Origin of the sequence: Fuscovulum sp. (assembly GCA_035192965.1) — a bacterium.
Taxonomy (GTDB): Bacteria; Pseudomonadota; Alphaproteobacteria; order Rhodobacterales; family Rhodobacteraceae; genus Paragemmobacter.
On the sequence record CP136571.1, the window covers coordinates 1328062 to 1348814 of the forward strand.

General features: G+C 64.2%; 24 protein-coding genes, 1 tRNA gene and 1 pseudogene. 20 read left to right on the forward strand and 6 right to left on the reverse strand.

Translation table 11 applies throughout. The features are described from left to right. Window positions 1–209: 209 nt before the first annotated feature. Genes RSE12_06510 through RSE12_06545 form a run of 8 tightly spaced genes read left to right on the forward strand, consistent with a single transcriptional unit; the run spans window position 210 to window position 5237 of the window. Entirely contained in the window at window positions 210–518 is a 309-nt protein-coding gene (locus tag RSE12_06510) for an STAS domain-containing protein (GenBank protein WRH63982.1), read from the forward strand. Beyond that, a complete protein-coding gene (locus RSE12_06515; protein ID WRH63983.1) occupies window positions 515–883 on the forward strand; it encodes a response regulator in 369 nt (122 codons plus the stop codon). The genes RSE12_06510 and RSE12_06515 overlap by 4 nt, the downstream gene beginning before the upstream one ends. A gap of 2 nt (window positions 884–885) precedes the next feature. After that, window positions 886–1782: an Hpt domain-containing protein gene (locus RSE12_06520; GenBank protein ID WRH63984.1), complete on the forward strand. Its 897-nt coding sequence runs from the start codon at window positions 886–888 to the stop codon at window positions 1780–1782. Then, entirely contained in the window at window positions 1779–2975 is a 1197-nt protein-coding gene (locus tag RSE12_06525) for a chemotaxis protein CheA (protein WRH63985.1), read from the forward strand. Before RSE12_06520 ends, RSE12_06525 begins: the two co-directional genes overlap by 4 nt. A gap of 6 nt (window positions 2976–2981) precedes the next feature. Next, window positions 2982–3452, forward strand: coding sequence for a chemotaxis protein CheW (locus RSE12_06530; GenBank protein WRH63986.1), 471 nt, complete (start codon window positions 2982–2984; stop codon window positions 3450–3452). Window positions 3453–3493: 41 nt separating this feature from the next. Then, on the forward strand, window positions 3494–4405 hold the full coding sequence (locus tag RSE12_06535) for a CheR family methyltransferase (GenBank protein ID WRH63987.1): 912 nt from the start codon (window positions 3494–3496) through the stop codon (window positions 4403–4405). Between the two features lie 2 nt (window positions 4406–4407). Beyond that, window positions 4408–4794, forward strand: a complete 387-nt coding sequence (locus RSE12_06540; GenBank protein ID WRH63988.1) for a response regulator — start codon at window positions 4408–4410, stop codon at window positions 4792–4794. Beyond that, window positions 4791–5237, forward strand: coding sequence for a hypothetical protein (locus RSE12_06545; GenBank protein ID WRH63989.1), 447 nt, complete (start codon window positions 4791–4793; stop codon window positions 5235–5237). The genes RSE12_06540 and RSE12_06545 overlap by 4 nt, the downstream gene beginning before the upstream one ends. 387 nt (window positions 5238–5624) lie before the next feature. Here the strand turns inward: RSE12_06545 and RSE12_06550 are convergent, their stop codons facing one another. The 3 genes and pseudogenes from RSE12_06550 to RSE12_06560 form a co-directional block, all read right to left on the reverse strand. After that, window positions 5625–6473 (reverse strand): methyl-accepting chemotaxis protein, encoded by an 849-nt coding sequence (locus RSE12_06550; GenBank protein WRH64752.1) that lies wholly within the window; start codon window positions 6471–6473, stop codon window positions 5625–5627. A 204-nt stretch (window positions 6474–6677) separates the two neighbouring features. Then, window positions 6678–7358, reverse strand: a pseudogene (locus tag RSE12_06555) (PAS domain S-box protein). Between the two features lie 285 nt (window positions 7359–7643). Further along, window positions 7644–9311 carry a phosphatidylglycerol lysyltransferase domain-containing protein gene (locus tag RSE12_06560; GenBank protein ID WRH63990.1) on the reverse strand — a complete coding sequence of 556 codons (1668 nt, stop codon included), beginning with the start codon at window positions 9309–9311 and terminating at the stop codon, window positions 7644–7646. 42 nt (window positions 9312–9353) lie between these two features. On the opposite strand from RSE12_06560, the gene RSE12_06565 reads away from it, so the two are divergent. Beyond that, window positions 9354–9620 carry a hypothetical protein gene (locus RSE12_06565; GenBank protein ID WRH63991.1) on the forward strand — a complete coding sequence of 89 codons (267 nt, stop codon included), beginning with the start codon at window positions 9354–9356 and terminating at the stop codon, window positions 9618–9620. Window positions 9621–10093: 473 nt separating this feature from the next. On the opposite strand, the gene RSE12_06570 is transcribed toward RSE12_06565, so the two are convergent. Then, window positions 10094–10168 (reverse strand) — tRNA-Thr (locus tag RSE12_06570). A 134-nt stretch (window positions 10169–10302) separates the two neighbouring features. On the opposite strand from RSE12_06570, the gene RSE12_06575 reads away from it, so the two are divergent. From RSE12_06575 to RSE12_06625, 11 genes are all read left to right on the forward strand, one after another. Then, window positions 10303–10497 (forward strand): hypothetical protein, encoded by a 195-nt coding sequence (locus RSE12_06575; protein ID WRH63992.1) that lies wholly within the window; start codon window positions 10303–10305, stop codon window positions 10495–10497. A gap of 9 nt (window positions 10498–10506) precedes the next feature. Beyond that, window positions 10507–11778: a UDP-N-acetylglucosamine 1-carboxyvinyltransferase gene (gene murA, locus RSE12_06580; protein WRH63993.1), complete on the forward strand. Its 1272-nt coding sequence runs from the start codon at window positions 10507–10509 to the stop codon at window positions 11776–11778. Between the two features lie 5 nt (window positions 11779–11783). Beyond that, window positions 11784–12260: a DUF2948 family protein gene (locus RSE12_06585; GenBank protein ID WRH63994.1), complete on the forward strand. Its 477-nt coding sequence runs from the start codon at window positions 11784–11786 to the stop codon at window positions 12258–12260. 442 nt (window positions 12261–12702) lie between these two features. Then, a complete protein-coding gene (hisD, locus tag RSE12_06590; GenBank protein ID WRH63995.1) occupies window positions 12703–14004 on the forward strand; it encodes a histidinol dehydrogenase in 1302 nt (433 codons plus the stop codon). Window positions 14005–14154: 150 nt separating this feature from the next. Continuing rightward, window positions 14155–14745, forward strand: coding sequence for a hypothetical protein (locus RSE12_06595; GenBank protein WRH63996.1), 591 nt, complete (start codon window positions 14155–14157; stop codon window positions 14743–14745). Window positions 14746–14934: 189 nt separating this feature from the next. After that, complete coding sequence (locus RSE12_06600) at window positions 14935–15411, forward strand: UPF0262 family protein (protein WRH63997.1); 477 nt, start codon at window positions 14935–14937, stop codon at window positions 15409–15411. A gap of 65 nt (window positions 15412–15476) precedes the next feature. After that, the gene (locus RSE12_06605) at window positions 15477–15884 is read left to right on the forward strand and encodes a low molecular weight phosphatase family protein (GenBank protein WRH64753.1); all 408 of its coding nucleotides are present in this window, start codon (window positions 15477–15479) and stop codon (window positions 15882–15884) included. Further along, window positions 15881–16291, forward strand: coding sequence for a nuclear transport factor 2 family protein (locus RSE12_06610; protein WRH63998.1), 411 nt, complete (start codon window positions 15881–15883; stop codon window positions 16289–16291). The genes RSE12_06605 and RSE12_06610 overlap by 4 nt, the downstream gene beginning before the upstream one ends. Continuing rightward, window positions 16288–16893 carry a GNAT family N-acetyltransferase gene (locus RSE12_06615; protein ID WRH63999.1) on the forward strand — a complete coding sequence of 202 codons (606 nt, stop codon included), beginning with the start codon at window positions 16288–16290 and terminating at the stop codon, window positions 16891–16893. Before RSE12_06610 ends, RSE12_06615 begins: the two co-directional genes overlap by 4 nt. A 136-nt stretch (window positions 16894–17029) precedes the next feature. Further along, a complete protein-coding gene (locus RSE12_06620; protein WRH64000.1) occupies window positions 17030–18106 on the forward strand; it encodes a GSCFA domain-containing protein in 1077 nt (358 codons plus the stop codon). Continuing rightward, entirely contained in the window at window positions 18106–18891 is a 786-nt protein-coding gene (locus tag RSE12_06625; protein WRH64001.1) for a hypothetical protein, read from the forward strand. Before RSE12_06620 ends, RSE12_06625 begins: the two co-directional genes overlap by 1 nt. 15 nt (window positions 18892–18906) lie before the next feature. On the opposite strand, the gene RSE12_06630 is transcribed toward RSE12_06625, so the two are convergent. Next, entirely contained in the window at window positions 18907–19686 is a 780-nt protein-coding gene (locus tag RSE12_06630; protein ID WRH64002.1) for a heme ABC transporter ATP-binding protein, read from the reverse strand. Window positions 19687–19689: 3 nt separating this feature from the next. Next, window positions 19690–20751 carry an iron ABC transporter permease gene (locus RSE12_06635; GenBank protein WRH64003.1) on the reverse strand — a complete coding sequence of 354 codons (1062 nt, stop codon included), beginning with the start codon at window positions 20749–20751 and terminating at the stop codon, window positions 19690–19692. Window positions 20752–20753: the final 2 nt, after the last annotated feature.

Genomic DNA, 20753 nt, shown 5'->3' on the forward strand with positions numbered 1-20753 from the left:
TCGCTGACAGGGCAACCGTTGCATGAGGCCGTAAAGGAAGTGTTTCTTGCCTCAGGAACCTATCGATCGAATTTTCTGCGTTCCGGCGGAGTTGGCAACCAACCCTTAATCACCTGCGGGCAAGTCTTGATCTGACAGGCGGCAGTTCCTGCCTTGGCGGGGCTTTTGCGGCCGTGCCGGTCTGAAACTTCGCGTTGAGGGGATTGCATATGACGCAGCATTTCATCCTGCCCGATCGACTGGACAGCTCGGCCGCGCCGGGGCTGGTGACGGCCCTGCTGGACCGGATCGGCAAGCCGCTGATTCTGGATGCCGGACAGGTGGAGGTGATCGGCGCGCTGGCCCTCGAGGTGATCATCGCGGGCGGGCGGCAATGGGAGGCGGATGGCCAAAGCCTGACGATTGCCCAGCCCTCGGCACGGTTTTCAGCGGCCTGCCAGACGCTTGGCCTGCCTTGTGTTGCACCTTGGCGCAGCGCGGCGCGCCCGGCGCCAACGGAAAGGACAGGAAAGAAATGACGATCCGGATCCTTGCCATCGATGACAGCCCAACGATGCGCGGCCTTGTCGCCGCCGCGCTGGAGCCCAGCGGGTTTGAGCTTCACCTAGCCGAAGACGGGATGAAGGGTCTGGATATCCTGTCCAAGGCCGACCCCCATCTGGTGATCACCGATATCAACATGCCGCGCCTTGATGGGTTCGGGGTGATCGAAGGGGTTCGGTCCAGCGCGGCCTATGCCAGTGTGCCGATCCTCGTGCTCACGACGGAAAGCGGCAATGACCTGAAGGATCGCGCGCGCCGGGCCGGAGCAACCGGGTGGATCGTCAAACCCTTTGATGACAGCCGCCTGATTCAGACGATCAACCGTGTGCTGGGGCTGTGACGATGACAAGCATCGATGCCTTGCGACCTGCCTTTTTTGAAGAATGTGAAGATCTGCTCCTGCGGATGGGCGAAGGCCTTGGCCGCATCCCCGAAGCGGTGCAGCGCAATGAGTTGGAGACGATCCACGATGTTTTTCGCGCCGTGCATTCCATCAAGGGCGGCGCGGGCGCCTTTGGGCTGACATCGCTTGTCGGCTTCGCGCATGCCTTCGAGACGGTGCTGGATCTGATGCGCAGCGGTGCGCTCCATCCGGATGCGGCCGCGATGCATACCCTATTGCGGGCCTCGGATGTTCTGGGTGACCTTGTTGCTGCAGCACGCGACGGCTCGGCAGAGCCTGTGCAGATGGGGCAACTGCTGGTCGAGCTTGATCTTTTGGCCGAAGGAAGCCCCGCGCAAGAGGATGAGGAGGCGGCCTTTGCCTTCGTGCCGATGCAGATCGAAATTCTGCCCCTTGGCGATGCCGAAGCGGCGCAAGGCCCGGACTGCGGCGGATTTGCCATCAGCTTTGAGCCGAGTGTCGCGCTTTACGCGGCTGGCCATGAGCCATTGGCACTTTTTCGGGCGATCGCCGAACTGGGCGATACAGAGGTGGTGGCGGATACTTCGGCCGTCGCCCCCTTGGCACGTCTTGATCTGTCAGATCCGCAGTTGTTCTGGCATCTGAATGTCAAAACCGCCGCGCCGGAAGACGAGGTCATGTCGGTCTTCGCTTTTGTGGGTGACATGGCCCGGATCGCAATCCAGCCACACCCTGCAGGCACCTCCCAGCCAGAGCCTGATCTTCCTGCCGCAGCGCCGCCGCCAGAGAATCCGGCCCCCGCGCCAACGTTTGCCAAGTCAGGCGCCGAAGGCTTGCGCGCTGTTGCCAAAGCCCCGGCGGCGCTTCTGTCATGACAACGATCCGCGTCAACCTGGACCGCGTTGATCGGCTGATCAACCAGATCGGCGAACTGGTCATCATGGAAGCCATGCTGTCGCAGGCCATTTCGACCGCAGGCCTGCGCGATGATGGCGATATCTCCAGCAGCCTTGAGGGGATCAAGCAGCTGGCGGCCAAAATCCAGGAAAGCGTGATGGCGATTCGGGCCCAGCCGCTCAAATCGGTGTTTCAGCGTCTGGAAAGGATTACGCGGGAAGCGGCGGATGCAACGCACAAACAGGTGCGGCTGGAAACGGTGGGCGAAGCGACAGAGGTCGACAAGACTGTCATCGAACGGCTTGTCGATCCCTTGACCCACATGATCCGCAATTCGGTGGATCACGGCATCGAAACCACCGAACTGCGCCTTGCGGCGGGAAAGCCGGCAGAAGGCACCATCACCCTTTCAGCGGCCCACCGCTCAGGCCGGGTGATCATCGAAGTGGTCGATGACGGTGCGGGCATCAACCGCCCCAGGGTGCGGGAAGTGGCCGAAGAAAAGGGGCTGATCCCGCCCGGAGCACAGCTTTCCCCGGCCGATATCGACAATCTTCTGTTTCTTCCAGGCTTCTCGTCCAAGGAGGAGGTTTCGGCGCTGTCCGGCCGTGGCGTCGGGCTGGATGTGGTACGGCGCGAGATACAGTCGCTGGGCGGGCGCGTATCGATCCAGTCCACCCCGGGGCAGGGGACCAGTTTCACCATCGCCCTGCCGCTGACCCTGGCCGTGTTGGAGGGTATGCTGATCGGTGTTGGCGGTGAGACGATGATCCTGCCGATTTCTTCGATCATCGAAACCCTCAGACCAAACGAATCCGAGATCCATCGCCTTGGGCGGAGCGGCCGGTTGATCGCAAAACGCGGCGAAATGATTCCGATCATAGACCTTGCCCAAAGCTTTGGCTTTGCATCGACAGAAGACGATCAGCGCAGGGTTCTGATCCTTGTCGAATGCGATTCCGGGCGGCGCGCTGCGCTGGCTGCAGACCGGATATTCGATCAGCGGCAGGTCGTCATCAAAAGCCTGGAAGACAATTACGGAACCGTTCCCGGCATTTCGGCAGCCACCATCCTTGGCGACGGCAGGATCGCCCTGATCGTGGACCCCGAAGAAATCGTTCAGCGCGCCATCGTTGAAGCCCCGTCCCTGCCCTTTGCAGCCAATGGATAGACCATCATGCACCAGATGATTCTTCAAAACGCAGCCGATCAAAGCGACTTTGTCTGCTTCCGGATCGGAGAACAGGATTACTGCATCGACATCGAAGTGGTCCGCGAAATCCGGGGTTGGACCCCGGCAACGGTCCTGCCTCATGCGCCCGGTTTTGTCACCGGAGTGATCAATCTGCGCGGGTCGGTCGTGGCTGTCGTCGATCTGGCCGCGCGGCTGGCCATCGGCAAAACCGATCCGACCCCGCGCCATGTCGTCATCATCGTGGCCTTCGGCAACCAGACGGTTGGTCTGCTTGCGGATGTCGTGTCCGACATCATGGGGATCGACGAGGCCGCGATGAAACCGGTGCCCGACGTCGCGTCTGATGGGGCGGGTGTTTTCATCACCAAAGTGATCACGCTTGAGGACGGGCGAATGCTGCGCAAGCTGGACCTTGCGGCGGTTCTTCCGGGCAAAGACCAAGAGGCCGCGTGATGGTGATGGCAACAGGCCATGTTTACCGGGAGGACGGGTGTTTGACCGATTCCGCTCTGGATCGGGGCGGTGCGCTTTCTGCCGTTCTGTCCGATGCCGATTTCGTTGCAGTAACCGGGCTTATACACCGAGAAACGGGAATTCTGATCACGCCAGCCAAGAAAAGCATGCTGGTATCGCGGTTGTCTCGCCGATTGCGGAGCCTGGGCCTGACATGTTTTTCGGATTACGTGGCGCTGCTTCACGGCCCTGCGGGTGAAACCGAACGCGGCGCCCTTGTGTCGGCCGTGACCACCAACGTGACCGGCTTTTTCCGAGAGCCCCATCATTTCAAGGTGTTGGGTGAAATCGGCCAGGCGCTTGTTGCGCGGGCGCGGTCGGGCGGGCGGGTGCGGCTGTGGTCCGCGGGCTGTTCGACGGGACAGGAAGCGTTCAGTATCGCTGCGACGCTGCTGTTGATTGCGCCCGATATCGCGCGTCATGACCTGCGGATTCTCGCCACGGATATCGATCCTTCAGTGATCGAAACCGCCCGGGCGGGCGTCTTTGATCGCAAAACCCTTGGCGATATGCCACCCGAACAAATCCGGCGCCACCTGAGGGATGGGCCTGCGCCCGGTCAGGTGGTCATCTCCGACAGTTTGCAGGACCTGATCCGGTTCGAAGAATTGAACCTGCTGCAACCCTGGCCGTTTCAGGGGCATTTCGATGTGATCTTCTGCCGCAACGTCGTGATCTATTTCGATGTCGAAACCCGCCTCACCCTGTGGACGCGCTTTGCCTCCCGGATGCCGGAAGGCGGTTCGCTTTTCATCGGTCATTCCGAACGGATGGATCCCCGGCTGGACCCATTGTTCGCCCCGTCTGGCGTCACCCAGTACCGCCGCACGGCCCTTCGGGTTGCTGAAGGGGCCGCTGTCGGGGACCCGAAACCTGTTGCAGGAAAGGTATAGAGATGTCGCTCAGGTTTTCGCTGACGATGATGGTTGTCGATGACATGACGGTGAGCCGGGGTCTGGTGGAACAGGCGCTGGACGAGATTGGAATTCAGAAGGTGCAATATGAAAACAACGGTGAAGCGGCCCTGAAAAAGCTGGCCAGCAATCCGGTTCATCTTGTTCTGTCTGATTTCAACATGCCGGGTATGGATGGGCTTTCCTTGCTGGAAGCGCTGCGGATGAACCGCTCCACGCAGCGGATCGGGTTCATTCTGATGACCGGTCGCGCCAGCAAGGAGATGATCACCCGTGGCCATTCGCTGGGCATGAACAATTTCATCAGCAAACCCTTCACGACGCTGAGCCTGAAGGTCTGCATCGAGAAAGTGGTCGGAACACTATGATCTTTGAAGGGCTCGAAGCCGAGGCTGCGGCTCCGGCCGCGGCGCCATCTGAAATCGTTGCGCGGGATCTGCTGGCCGCCTGCTCATCCGAGATCCGGCGTCAGGCGGGGGCGATGGCATCGCTGGATGCGTCGCTTGGTGCCATGTTGGACATCTGGCGCAGGTCATCCGACCCGGCGGAAACGAAAACGCTGATGACACCGGCACTTTTGGCCGAACTGCAACGCGCCGATCAGTTACGCCAAGAGATGGAAGGAATAGCCAGGACGTTGGAGCTGTTGGTCGCGGCCGGGTCACTGATCCTTCCGATCCGGTCCGAGACTGTGCGCGCCTGCACGCCGTTGGGGGATTTGCAAGGCAGGCTCCTTTGTGGACCCGGGCGCATGGGCGGGCTGGAAGGCGAGGCAGTTCCTGATCTGCTTCTGGGTGATGTGGCGCAGTAGCGACCGGCATTCGCCGCTGCCCGTACAAGCATCCGGTCACTTCCCGGCCATATCCAGAGCCCGGTTCGGCGCGCGCGGATCGTCGTGTGGTGCCACCCCTGGGCTTAGGACGGAATTCTGGAGTTGCCGCACGTATCATGTTGAGGCAGGGACGCCTGTGTTAGACCCTGCCGCCTTGTGCCACGCTCTTGATTTTGCGGGCGTTGCGGGTGGGAGCGTCACGCAAAAAATTCCTTCGGGGATTGTAGTCACCAAGGACAAGGCCGCAGCCTTTCTATCCCGATGATCCATTTGAGGCGTGCACCTGCCCCAAGCACCGCCCGCTGTTGCAGGCAACCGTCAAAACGTCGAACTAAGGCTCAGAAGACCCGTTACCCGGGCGTGCGATCACCCAAATGCACGTTGAACAGTCGCGGCAGCAGGTGCCGAACTGTCGGCCGATGCGCGGCTTTCCTGCCCCGATGGCGCGGTTGATGGTGGGCCAAGGCGGAACGTCATCAGAACCGTGTTCATCTGGGCCGTTTCGCGATCAAGGTCAGAGGTGATCGTGGTCGCACTTTGCGCCATCGCCGTGTTCTGGCGGGTCACCTCGTTAAGGCGGTCCACGCTGGAGGCGATCTGCGACAATCCGGATGCCTGCTCTTCGGCGGCCTCGGCGATGTTCACGACGATATCCCGGATGTTGGATATGCCCACTACCATTTCGCCGATGGCATTTCCCGTTCTGTCCACCAGAGCCACGCTTTCGCCGACATTGCGCGTGCTGTCGCCAATCAGCCGCTTGATTTCCTGCGCCGCTTCGGCCGAACGCTGGGCCAGATCGCGGACCTCCAGCGCGACGACGGCAAAGCCGCGACCGCTTTCGCCGGCGCGGGCCGCCTCGATCCCGGCATTCAGTGCAAGGAGGTTGGTCTGGAAGGCAATCTCGTCGATCGCGCCAATGATGCGTTCGATCTTGCCCGAAGATGATTCCAGGCTTTTCATTGCGACAACCGTCTGCTGCATTACATTCGACACGTGATGCGCGTTTTCCGTGACAGAGCCGACAAGCTTGCGCGCCTCACGCGTGCTTTCGGTGGTTTGCTGCACGGTCGAGGTGATCTGCGTCAGCGCCGCAGCGCTTTGGTCGATCGACGTGGCTTGCTGTTCTGTCCTGTGCGTCAGGCTGTCCGACGATCGCCGCAATTCCTGTGATCTTCCCCGCACGTTCAGCGAACTGTCGCGGATCTGCTGCATTGTGGATTGCAGCCGATCCAGCGCGCTGTTGAAGTCGGTCGACAGCCTGTCGAACAAGGGCGACAGTTTCAGCACCGGCACACGTTGTTCCAGATCGCCATCTGCCAGAGCGCTGAAGGCAGGGCCGATGGTATCGAGGAAAGCAATCCTGTCGGTGATGTCGGTGCAGAATTTGGTGAACTTGACGATATTGCCCTCTTCATCGCGGATGGGGGTGTAGGCGCCATCTATCCAGACCGCGCGGCCCGATTTCGTTCTGCGCTTGAACTCTGACTGGATATGTTCGCCGGACAGCAGATTGTTCCAGAACACCTTTTATTCGGGCGAGCGGACCTCGACCGGATCCACGAAGATCGAATGATGCTTGCCGATGATTTCGTCGAGGGCGTACCCCATCAGTCTGAGGAAATTCTCGTTCGCGGACAGAATGCTTCCGTTCAGATCAAAATCGATCTTGGCTTGCCTGCGGCTGATGGCGCGCATCTGTTCGCCGAAATCGACATTTTCCAGCCGTGTGCTGGCATCGGCCCATTCGACAACATATCCGGATATTCCCCAAAGGGACCGGATCGGCGTGGCGATCAGGTCAAAGGATCTTGCCCCGATCCGGATGGTGGTGCGATGCGTGGCCTGCAGGGCGGGCAGCATGCTGCGCTGGTGCGAAGCTATCTTGTGAAAGATGTCGATCTTTTGGCCCATCAGCCGGTCGACCGAAAACTGTGGCATGTCGCGGCGCAGCTGTTCTTCTGACTGGCGCAGAAAGGCCCGCAACGACGGATTGACATAGGTGATGCGCAACCCGCGGTTCGCGATCATCACAGGGGCCTGCATCGACTGGACGGCCTTGTAGACGAGACGGCCTTTGGGAACCAACCTGGACAACATGCGCTGTTTCCTCCCTTTCGTGCGGGGTCGACGCGGCGACCCTTCACGACGAGCATAAGATCTGCGGGTAAAAGCCGGCTTAATGCCGTCGAGATATCATGCAGGCCGACAATCAGACTGCGGCAACAACCCTTGCCCCGGAGTGAAGACTTGGGCCTTGCAGATGGGGCCTCTGGCCTTTTCGGTCAGATCAAGGACATTCCTGCCAAACCTTGGCAGAGAGATGGCGATCAAACGCTGCGCGACAGGGATGAGGGGGTCGGGTGGCAATCGGCCGGGTATTTGTCACTCGGGCTTGGGCAGAACGCTGACGCTGGTCCGTCCGAATGCTTCTGTGGTCGGCACGGGCGGGTGCTGGGTGAGCGCCTCTGTCTGGCGACTGGGGGCGTGGATGGCGCGGGCGACGGCCAATCCGGCGAAGGCAAGGGCGGGCAGGGTGGTGCTGGCGATATAGCGACGTTCCCAGCGGGGCCGGAAGGCCTGTTTGAACTGGGCCAATCCGGCGCTTTTCCGGGTCAGGCGGGTGGCGACTTGGCCGATCAGGCCGGGCAGTCCCCAGCCGGATTCCGGCACGCAGGCCAGCGAGACGCGCCGGGCTTGGCCTTGGTGGGCGATGTCGATCGCGTGGCAGAGCATCAGGTAAAGCGTGCCATCCGGCATGTCGCGGCGGGATCGGATCAGGTCAAGAACCCATTCCGTTTCGGTCGCATGGAAGCTGAGAAAGGCGAGCAAGCTGCCTTTGGCATCGCGGGCGAGGATGACAGGTTGATGGGTCAGAGTGGCGGGCAGGAAGCGGGCCATCGAGAAGCCGCGCTCGCCCCCATGGGCCTGTGACCATTGGCGGGCCACTTCGGCCATTTCCGCAAGGGGAAGGTGTTCTGCCAGCGCAACCGTGACGCCTGCGCCGGTCGCATGCCGCAGCTTTCGGCGCAGGCCCGATTTTTCGGCCCCGGCGGTGGTGAAAGCGGCCGGATCGATCACTGCTTCACGGGCGAGGGGAAGAACCCGCATGCCGGACCGGCGCGCCTCGGCCGCGAGGCGGGGGCCGATACGGTAGAGGCAGGCGACCGTGCCCTCGCGCTGGGCGTCGGTCCGGGCGGCATGAAGGGCGGCCGCGGGGGCGACCGGGCCAGCGACCGGCTGGACGGGATCGCCCAGATGGACAGTGACGCCCGGCAGATCGGCCCTGAGCCAGAGGTCAGCGGTGGGGAGGCGGATGAGATCAACCTCTCCCTGCAGGGCAAGCTGCAACTCGGCCCGCGGCAAGTGGCGCAGCCAACCCGGAGAGGGGAGCACAGGGGCAAGCCTTGGCGGAAGGATGTGGAGCGGCCGGATTTGGCTGGATGCCGGGCGGTGATCGGTTCCGAAACCGGCCCAAAGTGCCCCAAGCAGGGCGGGAAGGGCATAGGCCACGCCCCGGAAGGCGACGATTCCCGCCATCAGTTGGCTGGGGTCGGTGGCGGGGAAGCCCGACAGCATGACGGTTTCAAAAACGCCGGTGCCGGCCGGGCTGCCAGAGGCCAGTCCGCCTGCAAAGGCGGTGAGGAAGCCGGGAAGGAAGTCGCCAAAGCCCAGTGTCGCCGTTACCTGCGCGGGCATCACTACCCAGGCCGCAAGGGCAAGGCCAAGCACATCCACCATCAGCCATCCGCCGAAGCGGGCGATGGTAACCCAGCCCGGCACATGGGCAAGCCAGCGTGCGGGCAGGATCAACCGGGCGGGCCGCAGGAGGCCGGCGAGCAGGACAGCGGCCAGCAGCCCCTGAAATCCTGCCAAAGCCACGGCTTGCACCACCCCCCAAAGCAGGGCGATCCCGGCAAAGAAGCAAAGAGTGATTGCGGCAGAGATACCGAAGGAGTGCCGCAGCGACAGTTCCGGCAAGAGCCGCCTGCGGACGACGGCACCAACGACCGGGCCGAAACCAACGGTCTGGGAAATTGCGGCGGCTGCCATCGCGGCACGGCGGCCCCGCCTAACGCAAATCTGCATCCCGAGATGCGCCATGACGGCGCGTTCCTGCCCGGCTGCACCGATAAAGGCTATTCCTGCTGCAAGCATGCCGGCCAACCATTGCCAGACCGTCAGCTCTTGCAAAGCGGCGAGGATCAAATCCAACCGAAGATCGGCAAAGAGACCCGCACCAAACCAGAGGCAAAGGCCGACAATGACGCCAACAAGGCCCAGCCGCATCAGCACGACGCGCAGGCCCCGAAACGGCCGCCGATCGCACGGCCAAACACCTTCGCTTCCCCCGTGCCATGACCCATCACCCGACAAAGGGCGAAGAGAAAGGAAAAGCAGCCACGAGCCCCGACTTGGGTGCGATAGGGAAGGGCGGAACGCCAGTCATGCCCGAGAAAGCCGATCCCTGCCGCCTTGCCCATTCCGTATGTCCCACACAGCAAATACATTTCTAGGACGGTAATCGACTCGGGTTTCCGGTTCCTTACTGGCGCATCAGAAATCGGGGGGAACGCGGATGAAGCCGATGCGGCCCGGATCAATGGGCGGATTGCGTCACCACGGATGGCGGTGACGTCGCAGCGGGGCACCGGGCGCGCGTCACGTTCCCGTTTTTTCCTATGCATCCGGTGCGGCAGCAATTGCCATGTAAAGGTGGAGTTAGCTGTCAGCCACGATCCGTGCGGGGTCTGTCATGGCTTGCTCCGTCTGCACCAACGCGCGGCGCAAATCCGAGAGAGAAAAGATGCTGTCTTTATTTCAGGGGGAAAGGATGGTGCTGCAAGAGAGGATTGAACTCTCGACCTCTCCCTTACCAAGGGAGTGCTCTACCACTGAGCTACTGCAGCGCCGGGGCCGGGTGCGGGTGTCCCGCGCGGCGTGGCGGGTGAATAGCCGCGTTCGGATGGCGGTGCAAGTGCAAACTCGCCGCTTTGCGTGGCGCATTCTGGACCCTTGCGATGGCTTCGTATAGGAGGGGGCCATGAACCCGAAATCCCAGGAACCGAAGGCTGCAGGAACTGTGCGCCCGGCGTCGGATGCGACGCGGGAGGCGCGGCTGAAGGCGGCATTGAAGGCCAATATGGCGCGGCGCAAGGCGCAGGCCAAGGCACGGTCCGGGGTGCGGGATGGGGCAGAGACGGGGGAGGCGCAAGCAAGCCCCCCAGAGAACGAGTGAGGCGGGCAGATGGATTCGATACTGGTCAAGGGCAATGGCGCGTTGAACGGGGTGATCCCGATTGCAGGGGCAAAGAATGCCTGTCTGACGCTGATGCCTGCCACGCTGCTGACCGAGGAGCCGCTGACGCTGACCAATGCGCCGCGGCTGTCGGATATCCGGACGATGACCCAGCTTCTTCAATCACTTGGCGCGGAAGTGGCGAGTTTGCAGGACGGGCTGGTGCTGGCGATGTCGTCGCATGACATCGACAATCACCGTGCCGATTATGACATCGTGCGGAAGATGCGGGCGTCGATCCTTGTGCTGGGGCCGATGCTGGCGCGGGATGGGCATGCAGTGGTGTCGCTGCCGGGGGGATGTGCCATCGGGGCGCGGCCGGTGGACCTGCATCTGCAGGCGCTGGAGGCGATGGGGGCGGAGCTGGACCTGCGCGAGGGCTATGTTCATGCCAAGGCGCCCGGTGGGCGGTTGCGGGGGGCGGTTGTCGATTTCCCCTTCGTCTCGGTCGGGGCGACAGAGAATGCGCTGATGGCGGCGACGCTGGCCAAGGGGACCACCGTGTTGAAGAACGCGGCGCGGGAGCCAGAAATTGTTGATCTGGCGCAATGCCTTAGGAAGATGGGCGCGCAGATCGAGGGCGAGGGGACATCAACCATCACCATTCAAGGGGTGGACCGCCTGAACGGGGCGACCCATCCGGTTGTAACCGACCGGATCGAGTTGGGCACCTATATGCTGGTGCCTGCGATCTGTGGCGGTGAGGTGGAATGTCTGGGCGGGCGGATCGCGCTGGTGGGTGCCTTTGCCGAAAAGCTGGACGAGGCCGGGATCAGCGTGACCGAGACGGAGCGGGGGCTGAAAGTCAGCCGCAAGAATGGCCGGGTGAAGGCTGTGAATGTGACGACAGAGCCGTTTCCGGGCTTTCCGACCGACCTGCAGGCGCAGATGATGGCGCTGCTTTGCACGGCGGATGGCGTGTCGGTGCTGGAAGAAAAAATCTTTGAAAACAGGTTCATGCACGCGCCCGAACTGATGCGGATGGGGGCCAAGATCGACGTGCATGGCGGCACGGCGACGGTGACGGGGGTGGCCAAGCTGAAGGGGGCGCCGGTGATGGCGACGGACCTGCGGGCATCGGTCAGCCTGATCCTTGCGGGGTTGGCGGCAGAGGGTGAGACGGTGGTGAACCGGGTCTATCACCTGGACCGCGGCTATGAGCGGGTCGAGGAAAAGCTGCGGGCCTGTGGCGCGCAGATTGAACGGATCAAGGGGAACTGACCAGAATGACCGACGCGCGATTTGAAGACGGGGAGGCCGGGCCGCTGAACCTTGTCGCGCGGGATGCGGATGATCTGGGCATCCTTTCGGCGCTGGTGCAGGATGCGGTGCTGACCGGGGCAGACCTGACATGGAAGCGGGGGCAGCGGCGATTTGCCTGTCTGATCAATCGCTTCCGCTGGGAAGACCAGAGCGCCGCCGAGGCAGCAAGGCGGCCTTATGAGCGGGTACGGGCGCTGTTGGTGATCGAGGATGCGCTGAACGTGCGGTCGCAGGGGATTGACCGGGGCGATCCGGAAACGGTGCTGTCGATCCTGTCGCTGGACTGGCAGCCCGGCGAGGATGGCACCGGGCGATTGACGCTGGTGCTGGCGGGTGATGGGGCGGTGATGGTCGAGGTCGAGGCGTTGGAAGTGACGCTGCACGATGTGACCAAGCCCTATGTGGCACCCAGCCGCAAGAAACCCGAGCATCGGGATTAACAAGCCTTTGGGATTGCTGGATTTGTCGCGTTCGGACCGTGCAACACACGGTGCAGATGATGGTGCAGACGGCTGTGCATACAAATTTCGGCAGGGTGATGGGGCGGGGCGTGGTTAACGGTGCGCCGCCGCACAGGGTTTGGCGGATGTGGGGGTGGTGACGTTGTTTGCCGCCATATCTGGGGTGTCCCTCGGATAAACCCAATGGTTTGACAACGTAGGTCCAGATGCACGCCGAGAGGGCGAAATTTGACGCAAATTTCGCGACGATTTTTGACGCAAAAATCGGTGGGACACCGGCGGACCCGAGATTGCCTGCCGCAGGCAGGCGCGGAATTTGCGTCAAATTCCGTTCCGGGCTCGGAAGTCAGAAACCGTCTTGGCGCGGGTTGAGTGGGAGCGGTCGCCGCGCTAGATGGGGCGAACGTTTTGGAGAGCCGCAATGACCTTTTTCCTGACCACCGATGCGCCGGATTTTGAAGCTGCTTTTGTGCAGCTTCTGTCCATGAAGCGCGAAGAGGCCGAGGATGTGGATCAGGCCGTGGCGGCCATCATCGCCGATGTGCGGGCGCGGGGCGATGCGGCGCTGATCGACCTGACGGCGCGGTTTGACCGGATGGAGGTGACGGCGGAGCGGCTGGCCTTTACCGAGGCCGAGATCGAGGCGGAGATTACCAAGGTTTCGCCCGAGGATCGGGCGGCGCTGGAACTGGCCGCCGCGCGCATCCGCGCCTATCACGCGCGGCAACTGCCCGAGGATCAAAGCTGGACCGATGCGAGCGGGGCGACGCTGGGCTGGCGTTGGACGGCTGTATCGGCGGCGGGGCTTTACGTGCCGGGGGGGCAGGCGTCCTATCCTTCTTCCGTGCTGATGAATGCCATTCCGGCCAAGGTGGCGGGGGTGGAGCGGCTGGTGGTGACCTGCCCGACGCCGGGGGGCGTGGTCAATCCGCTGGTGCTGCTGGCGGCGCGGATTGCCGGGGTGGATACGGTCTATCGCGTGGGCGGCGCGCAGGCGGTGGCGGCGCTGGCCTATGGCACGGCGACGATTGCGCCAGTGGACAAGATCACCGGGCCGGGGAACGCCTATGTTGCGGCGGCCAAGCGGCGGGTGTTTGGCCGCGTGGGGATCGACATGATTGCCGGGCCGTCGGAGATTCTGGTGATTGCGGACGGCGACAATGACCCGGATTGGGTGGCGCTGGACCTGCTAAGCCAAGCCGAGCATGACGAAAGCGCGCAGTCCATCCTGATCACCACCGATGCCGCATTCGGGCAGGCGGTGGCGCGGGCGGTGGAGGCGCGTCTGGAAACGCTGGAGCGGCGGGCGATTGCGGGGGCAAGCTGGCGCGACAATGGCGCGGTGATCGTGGTGCGCGATCTGGCAGAGGCGGCGGCTTTGGCCAACCGCATCGCGCCCGAGCATCTGGAATTGCTGGTGGCGGACCCAGAGGCGCTGGCTGCACGCATTCCCCATGCGGGGGCCATCTTCCTTGGCGCGTGGACACCAGAGGCGATTGGCGATTACGTGGGCGGGCCGAACCATGTGCTGCCGACGGCGCGGTCGGCGCGGTTTTCTTCGGGGTTGAATGTGCTGGACTTCATGAAGCGGACGACGATGGCGCGCATGACGCCCGAGGCTTTGGCGGCGATTGGCCCTGCGGCGGAGCGGCTGGCCATCAGCGAAAGCCTTGAGGCGCATGGGCTGAGCGTGCGGGCGCGGTTGGATCGGTTGAATGGGTAGGGCGCGCCCCGATGGGGCGGGGCGGGCTTTTCAAGCGAGGACGGGTCTGGCAGGCTGCAGCCTGAGGTTGTTTCTGTTGGTGTCGTCGTGCTGTCAAAGTTTTCCCGCGCCTATCCGCTCATATCGGTTGGTGTCTGGTCCGGTCTGTTAGTGCTGTTTTACCTCGTGTGGCGCTGGGTCTATCCCCGCGATCACGTCCTGCCGGTGCTGTCCGGGGCGGCGTTCCTTTTTGCCGGGACGTTCAATGCCTTCCTTGTCGGCAGCGCGCTGCTTGTCGAACGGGCTGTTCGCGCCGACCCGCCCCTTTGGCGGACGAGATATGCCTTGGCCCTGTCGCTCTTTTGGTTCGTGAGCCAGGTCATCTTGACCGGGACAGCATTGCCTTCCGGTCAGGCGCTGGTGCAAATGGGCGCGGGGCTGATCTTCGGCGCGTTCATGGCGCGTCTTGTGCGGCATGAAGAGATGGTCGTGGGCGATGGGGCCTTTGATCTGGAGCGGCCGTTCTGGGCGACGCGGACAGGTGATGTGGTCATCACCTATGCGGGCTTTGCGCCGCTTGGCGTGGCGCTTCTGATGGCGCTGTTCGCGCCCGGTACGGCGATAGGGATTTTCCTGTTGGTCCTGTTGATTCTGGTCATGTTGCCGCTTGGCCTAAGGAACCGGACCCGCTGGCGCGAAAGGGAGATGCTGGCGTTGGCGGGGGTGGCGGCGCTGGTGGTTGGGTTGTACGCGGCGAGGTGAGGCTGTCGCAACGTTCTGTGCAAAGGCGAGACAGTGCCTATGCGGACCTTGCGGCGGATGTCGGAGCCGCAGCACGGGCGCTTTCAGGCTTCCTCGCTCTGCCGTTAGGGCGCAGTAGCCTTCCCCATCGCCCTTGCGCTGCGGGTTGAGGTCGGGCATCACCCTTCGGGTGAGAGAGGGGTCTGCCGGATGAACCGCATCTGCCATATCGAGATTGACGAGAAGGGGTTGGCGCGGCCGACGCCCGAGATCGAGCAGGAGCGGCGGGTCGCGATTTTTGATCTGCTGGAGGAAAACTCATTCGCGCTGCCCCGGCGCGAGGATCGGGCCGCGCCGGAGGGGCCGTATCGGCTTGGCCTTGCGATCCGCGAAGGGCGGCTGGTGTTCGACATCGGGTCGGAGGCGGGGGTGAAGGTGGGGGAGTTCCACCTGAGCCTGGGGCCGTTCAAGCAGGTGGTGAAGGATTACTTCCAGATCTGCGAGAGCTATTTCGAGGCGGTCAAGCGCCTGCCGCCCAGCCAGATCGAGGCGATCGACATGGCGCGGCGCGGCATTCACAATGAGGGCGCGCGGGTGTTGCAGGAGCGGCTGGAGGGCAAAGCCGAGGTGGATACCGATACGGCGCGGCGGCTGTTCACGCTGATCTGCGTCCTGCATTGGGGTTGATCTTGGGAGACAGCTTTCCCACGTCGGTTCTGTTCTGCTGCGACCACAATGCCGTACGGTCACCCATGGCCGAGGGGCTTATGAAACAGATGTATGGCCAGCGGGCCTATGTCCAATCGGCGGGCGTGAAGAATGACATGGAGGTGGACGGCTTCTCGATCGCGGTCTGCAAGGAATGGGGGATCGAATTGTCGCGGCACCGGTCGCGCAGTTTCGAGGAAATGCAGGAATGGGGCGACGATCTGAGCCAGTTTGATCTGATCGTCGCGCTGTCGCCGGCAAGCCAGCGCACGGCGCTGGAATTGACGCGGTTCTATCATCTGGATGTGGAATATTGGCCGATCCTGGACCCGACGGGGCTGGGCGAAAGCCGCGAAGCGAAGCTGGCGGCCTATCGGCAGGCGCGCGACCAGATCCGGGAACGGATGATCGGGCGGTTCGGGCCGCCCACGGAAGAGGATAAAAGACCATGAGCCGGACGGAAGCGGAGGCGCTGATCGCGCGCTATTATGCGGCCTTCAATGCGGGCGATGCGGGCGGCATGCTGGATTGCGTGGCCGAGAATGTGGAGCATCGGGTGAATGAGGGCGGCGTGCGGCGGGGGCGGACGCTGTTCGCCGAGTTCTGTTCGCATATGGGGGTGAGCTATCGCGAAGAGCTGAAGGATCTGGTGATCTTTGCCAATGCAGACGGCACGCGGGGCGCGGCGGAATTCGTGGTGCATGGCGAATATCTGCAAACCGATCCCGGCCTGCCGGAGGCGAAAGGCCAGCGCTATATCCTGCCGGCGGGCGGGTTCTTTGACATCCGGGGTGGCAAGATCGCGCGGGTGACCACCTTCTACAATCTGAACGACTGGATCGCACAGGTTTCCGCATGAGCCGCGACCTGCCGGAGGGGATTTCCGTCCGGGCGCTGCGCGGTGCGGCGTTGGAGGCGGCGCTGGACGATGTGGCGCGGCTGCGCATCGCGGTGTTCCGGGATTGGCCGTATCTGTATGACGGGTCGCTGGACTATGAGCGGGAATATCTGAGCACCTATCGTGACAGTCCGGGGGCGCTTTTGGTGGGGGCGTTCTTTGGGGATGTGCTGGTCGGGGCATCGACATCCACCCCGATGGAAGATCACGCCGAAGCCTTCGCCGCGCCTTTTGCAGGCCGTGGGGTGGCGCTGGAGGATATCCTTTACGGTGCGGAATCGGTGCTGCTGCCGGAATATCGCGGCAAGGGGATCGGGCATCGCTTCGTCGACCTGCGCGAGGAACACGCGCGGGCGTTGGGGCGGGGGCATGTGGCCTTTTGTTCGGTGATGCGGCCGGAGGATCACCCGCTGCGGCCTGCGACGTACCGGACCAATGATGCCTTCTGGCAGGGCCGGGGCTATGCCCCTCTGCCGGGGGTGGTGGCCGAGTTTTCGTGGAAGGATATCGGGCAGGCGGGCGAAAGCCTGAAGCCGTTGCAGTTCTGGATGCGGGTGGTGTGATGCCCCGGTCGCTCTGCTGTGGCGGGGCGGGCACGGCGGGGGGCGGGATCGGCAGAACGGGTTTGACGCTGCGCCGCCGGGGCAGTGATATGGGGCTGTGTTGGTGCCCTTGCGGGGGATCGTAGCGAGGTGCGGGATGGCCCGATCACCCTATCAGAAACTGGAGCGGCGGGCCTTTTGGCGGTTCGGGGTTGAGGGGCGGCGGTCCTTTGCCGAGGCGGAGATGTTTCGCCCGCGCTTTGGCATTGATGCCGCGACGCGGGTGGCGACGGCGGGTTCGTGCTTTGCCCAGCATGTCGGGCGGGCCCTGCGCGCGGCGGGGGTGGATGTGATCGACGCCGAGCCGGTGCCGAATTTCGTATCCGATCAGATGGCGCGGGATCATGGATACCGGCTGTTTTCAGCCCGGCATGGCAATATCTATACCGCCGCCCATCTGGCGCAGTTGGCGCGCGAGGCGTGGGAGGGGTTTCGCCCGGCAGAGCCGGTATGGTCGCTTGGGGAGCGGTTCGTCGATGCGCAGCGCCCTTCGGTGGAGCCGTTGGGCCATGCCACGGCGGAAGAGGTGATCTGGCATCGGGACCGGCATCTGGAACGGATCCGCGCGGCCTGGGGTGCGGCGGATGTGTTCGTGTTCACCTTTGGGCTGACCGAGGCCTTTCGTCATCGCGAGAGCGGGACGGTCTTTCCCATGGCGCCCGGTGTGCTGGGTGGGGAGTATGATCCGGCGCTGCACGGCTTTCACAACTTTACCGTATCCGAGACGGTGGCGGCTTTTTCCGAGTTCATGGCACTGGCGCGGGCGGTCAATCCGGGGCTGCGGTTTCTGATCACCGTGTCGCCCGTGCCATTGGCCGCGACGGCGAGTGGCGATCATGTCGAGGTGGCGACAGTGCGGTCGAAATCCATCCTGCGGGCGGCCTGTGACGAGATTGTGCGGGCGCAGGAGGGGGTGGATTACTTTCCATCCTACGAGATCATCACCTCGCCTTCGACCGGGGGGCGGTTCTACCGCGAGAACCTGCGCGACGTGACCGAAGAAGGCGTGGCCACGGTGATGGCGACGTTGAAGGCCTGCTATGGGTTGTCGCAGGCGGCTGTAGCAGGCGCAGGCCCGACAGTTGAGCAGGACGCGGCGCGCGAAGAGGCGGCGGATGACCTGCGCTGCGAAGAGGTGCTTCTGGGCCGCTTTGCCGCCACGGCGGTGCCGTGATGCGGATCATGGTTTACGGCAATTCGCATGTGATGGCCTGGCGCGAGGCTTGGGCCGGAATGGCGGCAGAGGTGCCGGGGGTGGAGATGGTCTTCTTCAGCCTGCCCGAGAAGATCCGCCAGCGGTATCGCTTTCGGGCGACGGGGCTTTTCGCGCCCCGGCGCAGCGTGACGCCGGATGAGCTGGAGCGTGTCGGCGCGATGAATGAGGGGCAGACAAGCTGCGCGCCGGGGGCGGCGGATGTGGCCGTCTGTGTGGGCGCGGCGTGGTATCCCGAACGGGCGATGGGCTTTGCCGCGCTGGGCGACCCGCCCGATGCAGCGCTGGCATCCGGGGGGAGGATGGCCTTTGGCCCGGGCCTTGTGCAGGCGGCGCTGGACGAGGCGAGTGCGGCTGCGCTGGGTGAATGGCAGATCGGGGCGGGGGGCGCGCGGCGGCCCATCGTCTTTGGCCGCCCGGTCTATGCGGTGACCTGTCTGCAGGCAACACATCGGCTGTATGCGCCATGGGTGGCGGCGGCGGCCTATCCCGAGGCGGCGGCGTGGTTCGCTCAGGCCCATCGCGACAGGCTGGTGGCCCATGCGGCAGAAAAGGGCGTGGATTTCATGGCCCCTCCCGCCGCATTGCACGGTGAACTTGGCCTGACGCGGGCGGAGTTTCTGGCGGAAGGGGGCGGCATCGTCGATCCGCAGAACGCTGCGCTGCGGGGGGATCACAGCCATATGAATGCCGCCTATGGCCGGGCCTGTATCCAGCAGCTTTTGGCGGGGCTGGATGCGGGCTAGGGCCTGCGGCTTGTGTCACGCCCCGGCCATTTGCGGCAGCAGGTAGGGGCCGTTCAGCGGTGTCTGATTGGTGCGGATGGCGCAGTGATAGGCCTGCGACAGCAGCGTGTCGGTCAGCACCTCGGACGGGGGGCCTGCGGCAATGAGGCGGCCGTCCGTGAGTAGGATCACGTGATCGGCGGTCATGGCGGTGAGGTTGAGGTCGTGCAGGACGGTGACCACACCGCCGCCCTCGGTCGCGAAGCGGCGGGCGCGGCGCATGACCAGAAGCTGATGCGCGATATCGAGGCTGGAGACCGGTTCATCGAGGAACAGCCACATCGGCCCCTGATCGCCGCGCGGGCGGCGGGCCTGGGCAAGGGCGCGGGCGAAGTGGATGCGCTGGCGTTCGCCGCCCGACAGGGCATGGATGGGGCGGTGGGCGAACCCGGAGAGATCAACCTCGGCCAGCAGGCGGTGGATCAGGGCGGGGTCAGCCGGACCGGGCCCGGCCTCGATGCCGAGTTGCAGGATTTCCGCTACGGTGAAGGGAAAGGCGACCTGCGTTTCCTGCGCCAGCACGGCGCGGCGGGCGGCGAGGGCACGGGGATAGAGGCGGGCAATGTCATCCCCGTTCAGGGTGATGTGGCCCGTGAGCGCGGGCAGGTCGCCCGTCAGCGCGGCCAAGAGCGTGGTCTTGCCCGATCCGTTGGGACCGATGATGGCGGTGACCTGTCCGGGGCGGGCGGTGAGGGTGATGCCCGTCAGGATCGTGCGGCCATCGCGGGCGAGGGTGAGGTTGGTGGCGGTGAGCATGGGTCAGATCCCGGCAAGGCCCCGGCGGCGCAGCAGGATCCACAGAAACACGGGCGCGCCAAGTGTGGCGGTGACGATGCCGATGGGAAGCTCGGCCGGGGCGGTGAGGGTGCGGGCGATCATGTCGGCCCCGATCAGGAGGGTTCCGCCCAGAAGGGCGGCGTGGGGCAGCAGGGCGCGGTGGTCGGGTCCGGTGGCAAGGCGCAGAAGGTGGGGCACGACGATGCCGACAAAGCCGATGCCGCCCGCGATGGCCGTGGCCGCGCCCGCGGCGGCGGCGGTGGCGAGGATGGTCAGCCGTTTGGTGCGTTCGACATGGATGCCGAGGTGGGCGGCTTGCGGTTCTCCGAGTGCCAATGCGTTGAGCGCGCGGGCGAGGAGGGGGGAGAGGAGCAGGACGGGCAGGATCAGCGGCAGGGCGGTGGCGATCTTGGCCCAGCTGGCCCCGGCGAGCGAGCCCATGGACCAGAAGGTGAGGTCGCGCAACTGCTGATCATCGGCGAGGAAGGTGAGGATGCCCGTGGCCGCGCCTGCGATGGCACCGAGCGCGATACCCGCCAGCAGCAGCGTGGCGATGGCGGTTTGCCCGCCTGAGGCGGCAACGCGGGTGAGGATGAGCGTGGCGATCCAGCCGCCAAGGAAGGCCGCGAAGGGGATGAGATGCGCGCCGGTGAGCGCGGCGAGGGCGGGGGGCAACAAGCCGCCCAGCACGATGGCGCTGACCGCGCCAAGGCCCGCGCCTGCGCCGACGCCGACGATGCCGGGATCGGCGAGGGGGTTGCGGAACAGGCCCTGCATCAGCGCGCCTGCAACAGCCAGTGCCGCGCCGACCATCAGGCCCATGGCGAGGCGGGGAAGGCGGATGTCGTAAAGGATGAGAGTTTCGGCCCGTGTCAGCGCCTCGCCCCCGGTGAAGGCGGCGATCAGGCGGGTGGGCGAGAGGCCCGCCGCCCCGGTGCCGAGCGACAGCAGCGAGACGGCGAGGAGGAGCGCCACGAGGGTGAGCGTCACCGCCCGCGGTTGCGGGCGGCTGCGGGCGCGAAGCGGGAGGGGGAGGGCAACCATCG

Excerpts from the sequence above, each read along its gene's own strand:
- RSE12_06585 (WRH63994.1), top strand. The coding sequence starts at position 11,784 with ATGACCGACGCGCGATTTGAAGACGGGGAGGCCGGGCCGCTGAACCTT.
- RSE12_06605 (WRH64753.1), top strand. The coding sequence starts at position 15,477 with ATGGCCGAGGGGCTTATGAAACAGATGTATGGCCAGCGGGCCTATGTC.
- RSE12_06565 (WRH63991.1), top strand. The coding sequence starts at position 9,354 with ATGCGCCATGACGGCGCGTTCCTGCCCGGCTGCACCGATAAAGGCTAT.
- RSE12_06630 (WRH64002.1), bottom strand. The coding sequence starts at position 19,686 with ATGCTCACCGCCACCAACCTCACCCTCGCCCGCGATGGCCGCACGATC.
- RSE12_06530 (WRH63986.1), top strand. The coding sequence starts at position 2,982 with ATGCACCAGATGATTCTTCAAAACGCAGCCGATCAAAGCGACTTTGTC.
- hisD (WRH63995.1), top strand. The coding sequence starts at position 12,703 with ATGACCTTTTTCCTGACCACCGATGCGCCGGATTTTGAAGCTGCTTTT.
- RSE12_06525 (WRH63985.1), top strand. The coding sequence starts at position 1,779 with ATGACAACGATCCGCGTCAACCTGGACCGCGTTGATCGGCTGATCAAC.
- RSE12_06560 (WRH63990.1), bottom strand. The coding sequence starts at position 9,311 with ATGGCAGCCGCCGCAATTTCCCAGACCGTTGGTTTCGGCCCGGTCGTT.
- murA (WRH63993.1), top strand. The coding sequence starts at position 10,507 with ATGGATTCGATACTGGTCAAGGGCAATGGCGCGTTGAACGGGGTGATC.
- RSE12_06610 (WRH63998.1), top strand. The coding sequence starts at position 15,881 with ATGAGCCGGACGGAAGCGGAGGCGCTGATCGCGCGCTATTATGCGGCC.
- RSE12_06510 (WRH63982.1), top strand. The coding sequence starts at position 210 with ATGACGCAGCATTTCATCCTGCCCGATCGACTGGACAGCTCGGCCGCG.
- RSE12_06635 (WRH64003.1), bottom strand. The coding sequence starts at position 20,751 with ATGGTTGCCCTCCCCCTCCCGCTTCGCGCCCGCAGCCGCCCGCAACCG.
- RSE12_06620 (WRH64000.1), top strand. The coding sequence starts at position 17,030 with ATGGCCCGATCACCCTATCAGAAACTGGAGCGGCGGGCCTTTTGGCGG.
- RSE12_06520 (WRH63984.1), top strand. The coding sequence starts at position 886 with ATGACAAGCATCGATGCCTTGCGACCTGCCTTTTTTGAAGAATGTGAA.
- RSE12_06575 (WRH63992.1), top strand. The coding sequence starts at position 10,303 with ATGAACCCGAAATCCCAGGAACCGAAGGCTGCAGGAACTGTGCGCCCG.
- RSE12_06515 (WRH63983.1), top strand. The coding sequence starts at position 515 with ATGACGATCCGGATCCTTGCCATCGATGACAGCCCAACGATGCGCGGC.
- RSE12_06600 (WRH63997.1), top strand. The coding sequence starts at position 14,935 with ATGAACCGCATCTGCCATATCGAGATTGACGAGAAGGGGTTGGCGCGG.
- RSE12_06615 (WRH63999.1), top strand. The coding sequence starts at position 16,288 with ATGAGCCGCGACCTGCCGGAGGGGATTTCCGTCCGGGCGCTGCGCGGT.
- RSE12_06550 (WRH64752.1), bottom strand. The coding sequence starts at position 6,473 with ATGCAGCAGATCCGCGACAGTTCGCTGAACGTGCGGGGAAGATCACAG.
- RSE12_06625 (WRH64001.1), top strand. The coding sequence starts at position 18,106 with ATGCGGATCATGGTTTACGGCAATTCGCATGTGATGGCCTGGCGCGAG.
- RSE12_06545 (WRH63989.1), top strand. The coding sequence starts at position 4,791 with ATGATCTTTGAAGGGCTCGAAGCCGAGGCTGCGGCTCCGGCCGCGGCG.
- RSE12_06540 (WRH63988.1), top strand. The coding sequence starts at position 4,408 with ATGTCGCTCAGGTTTTCGCTGACGATGATGGTTGTCGATGACATGACG.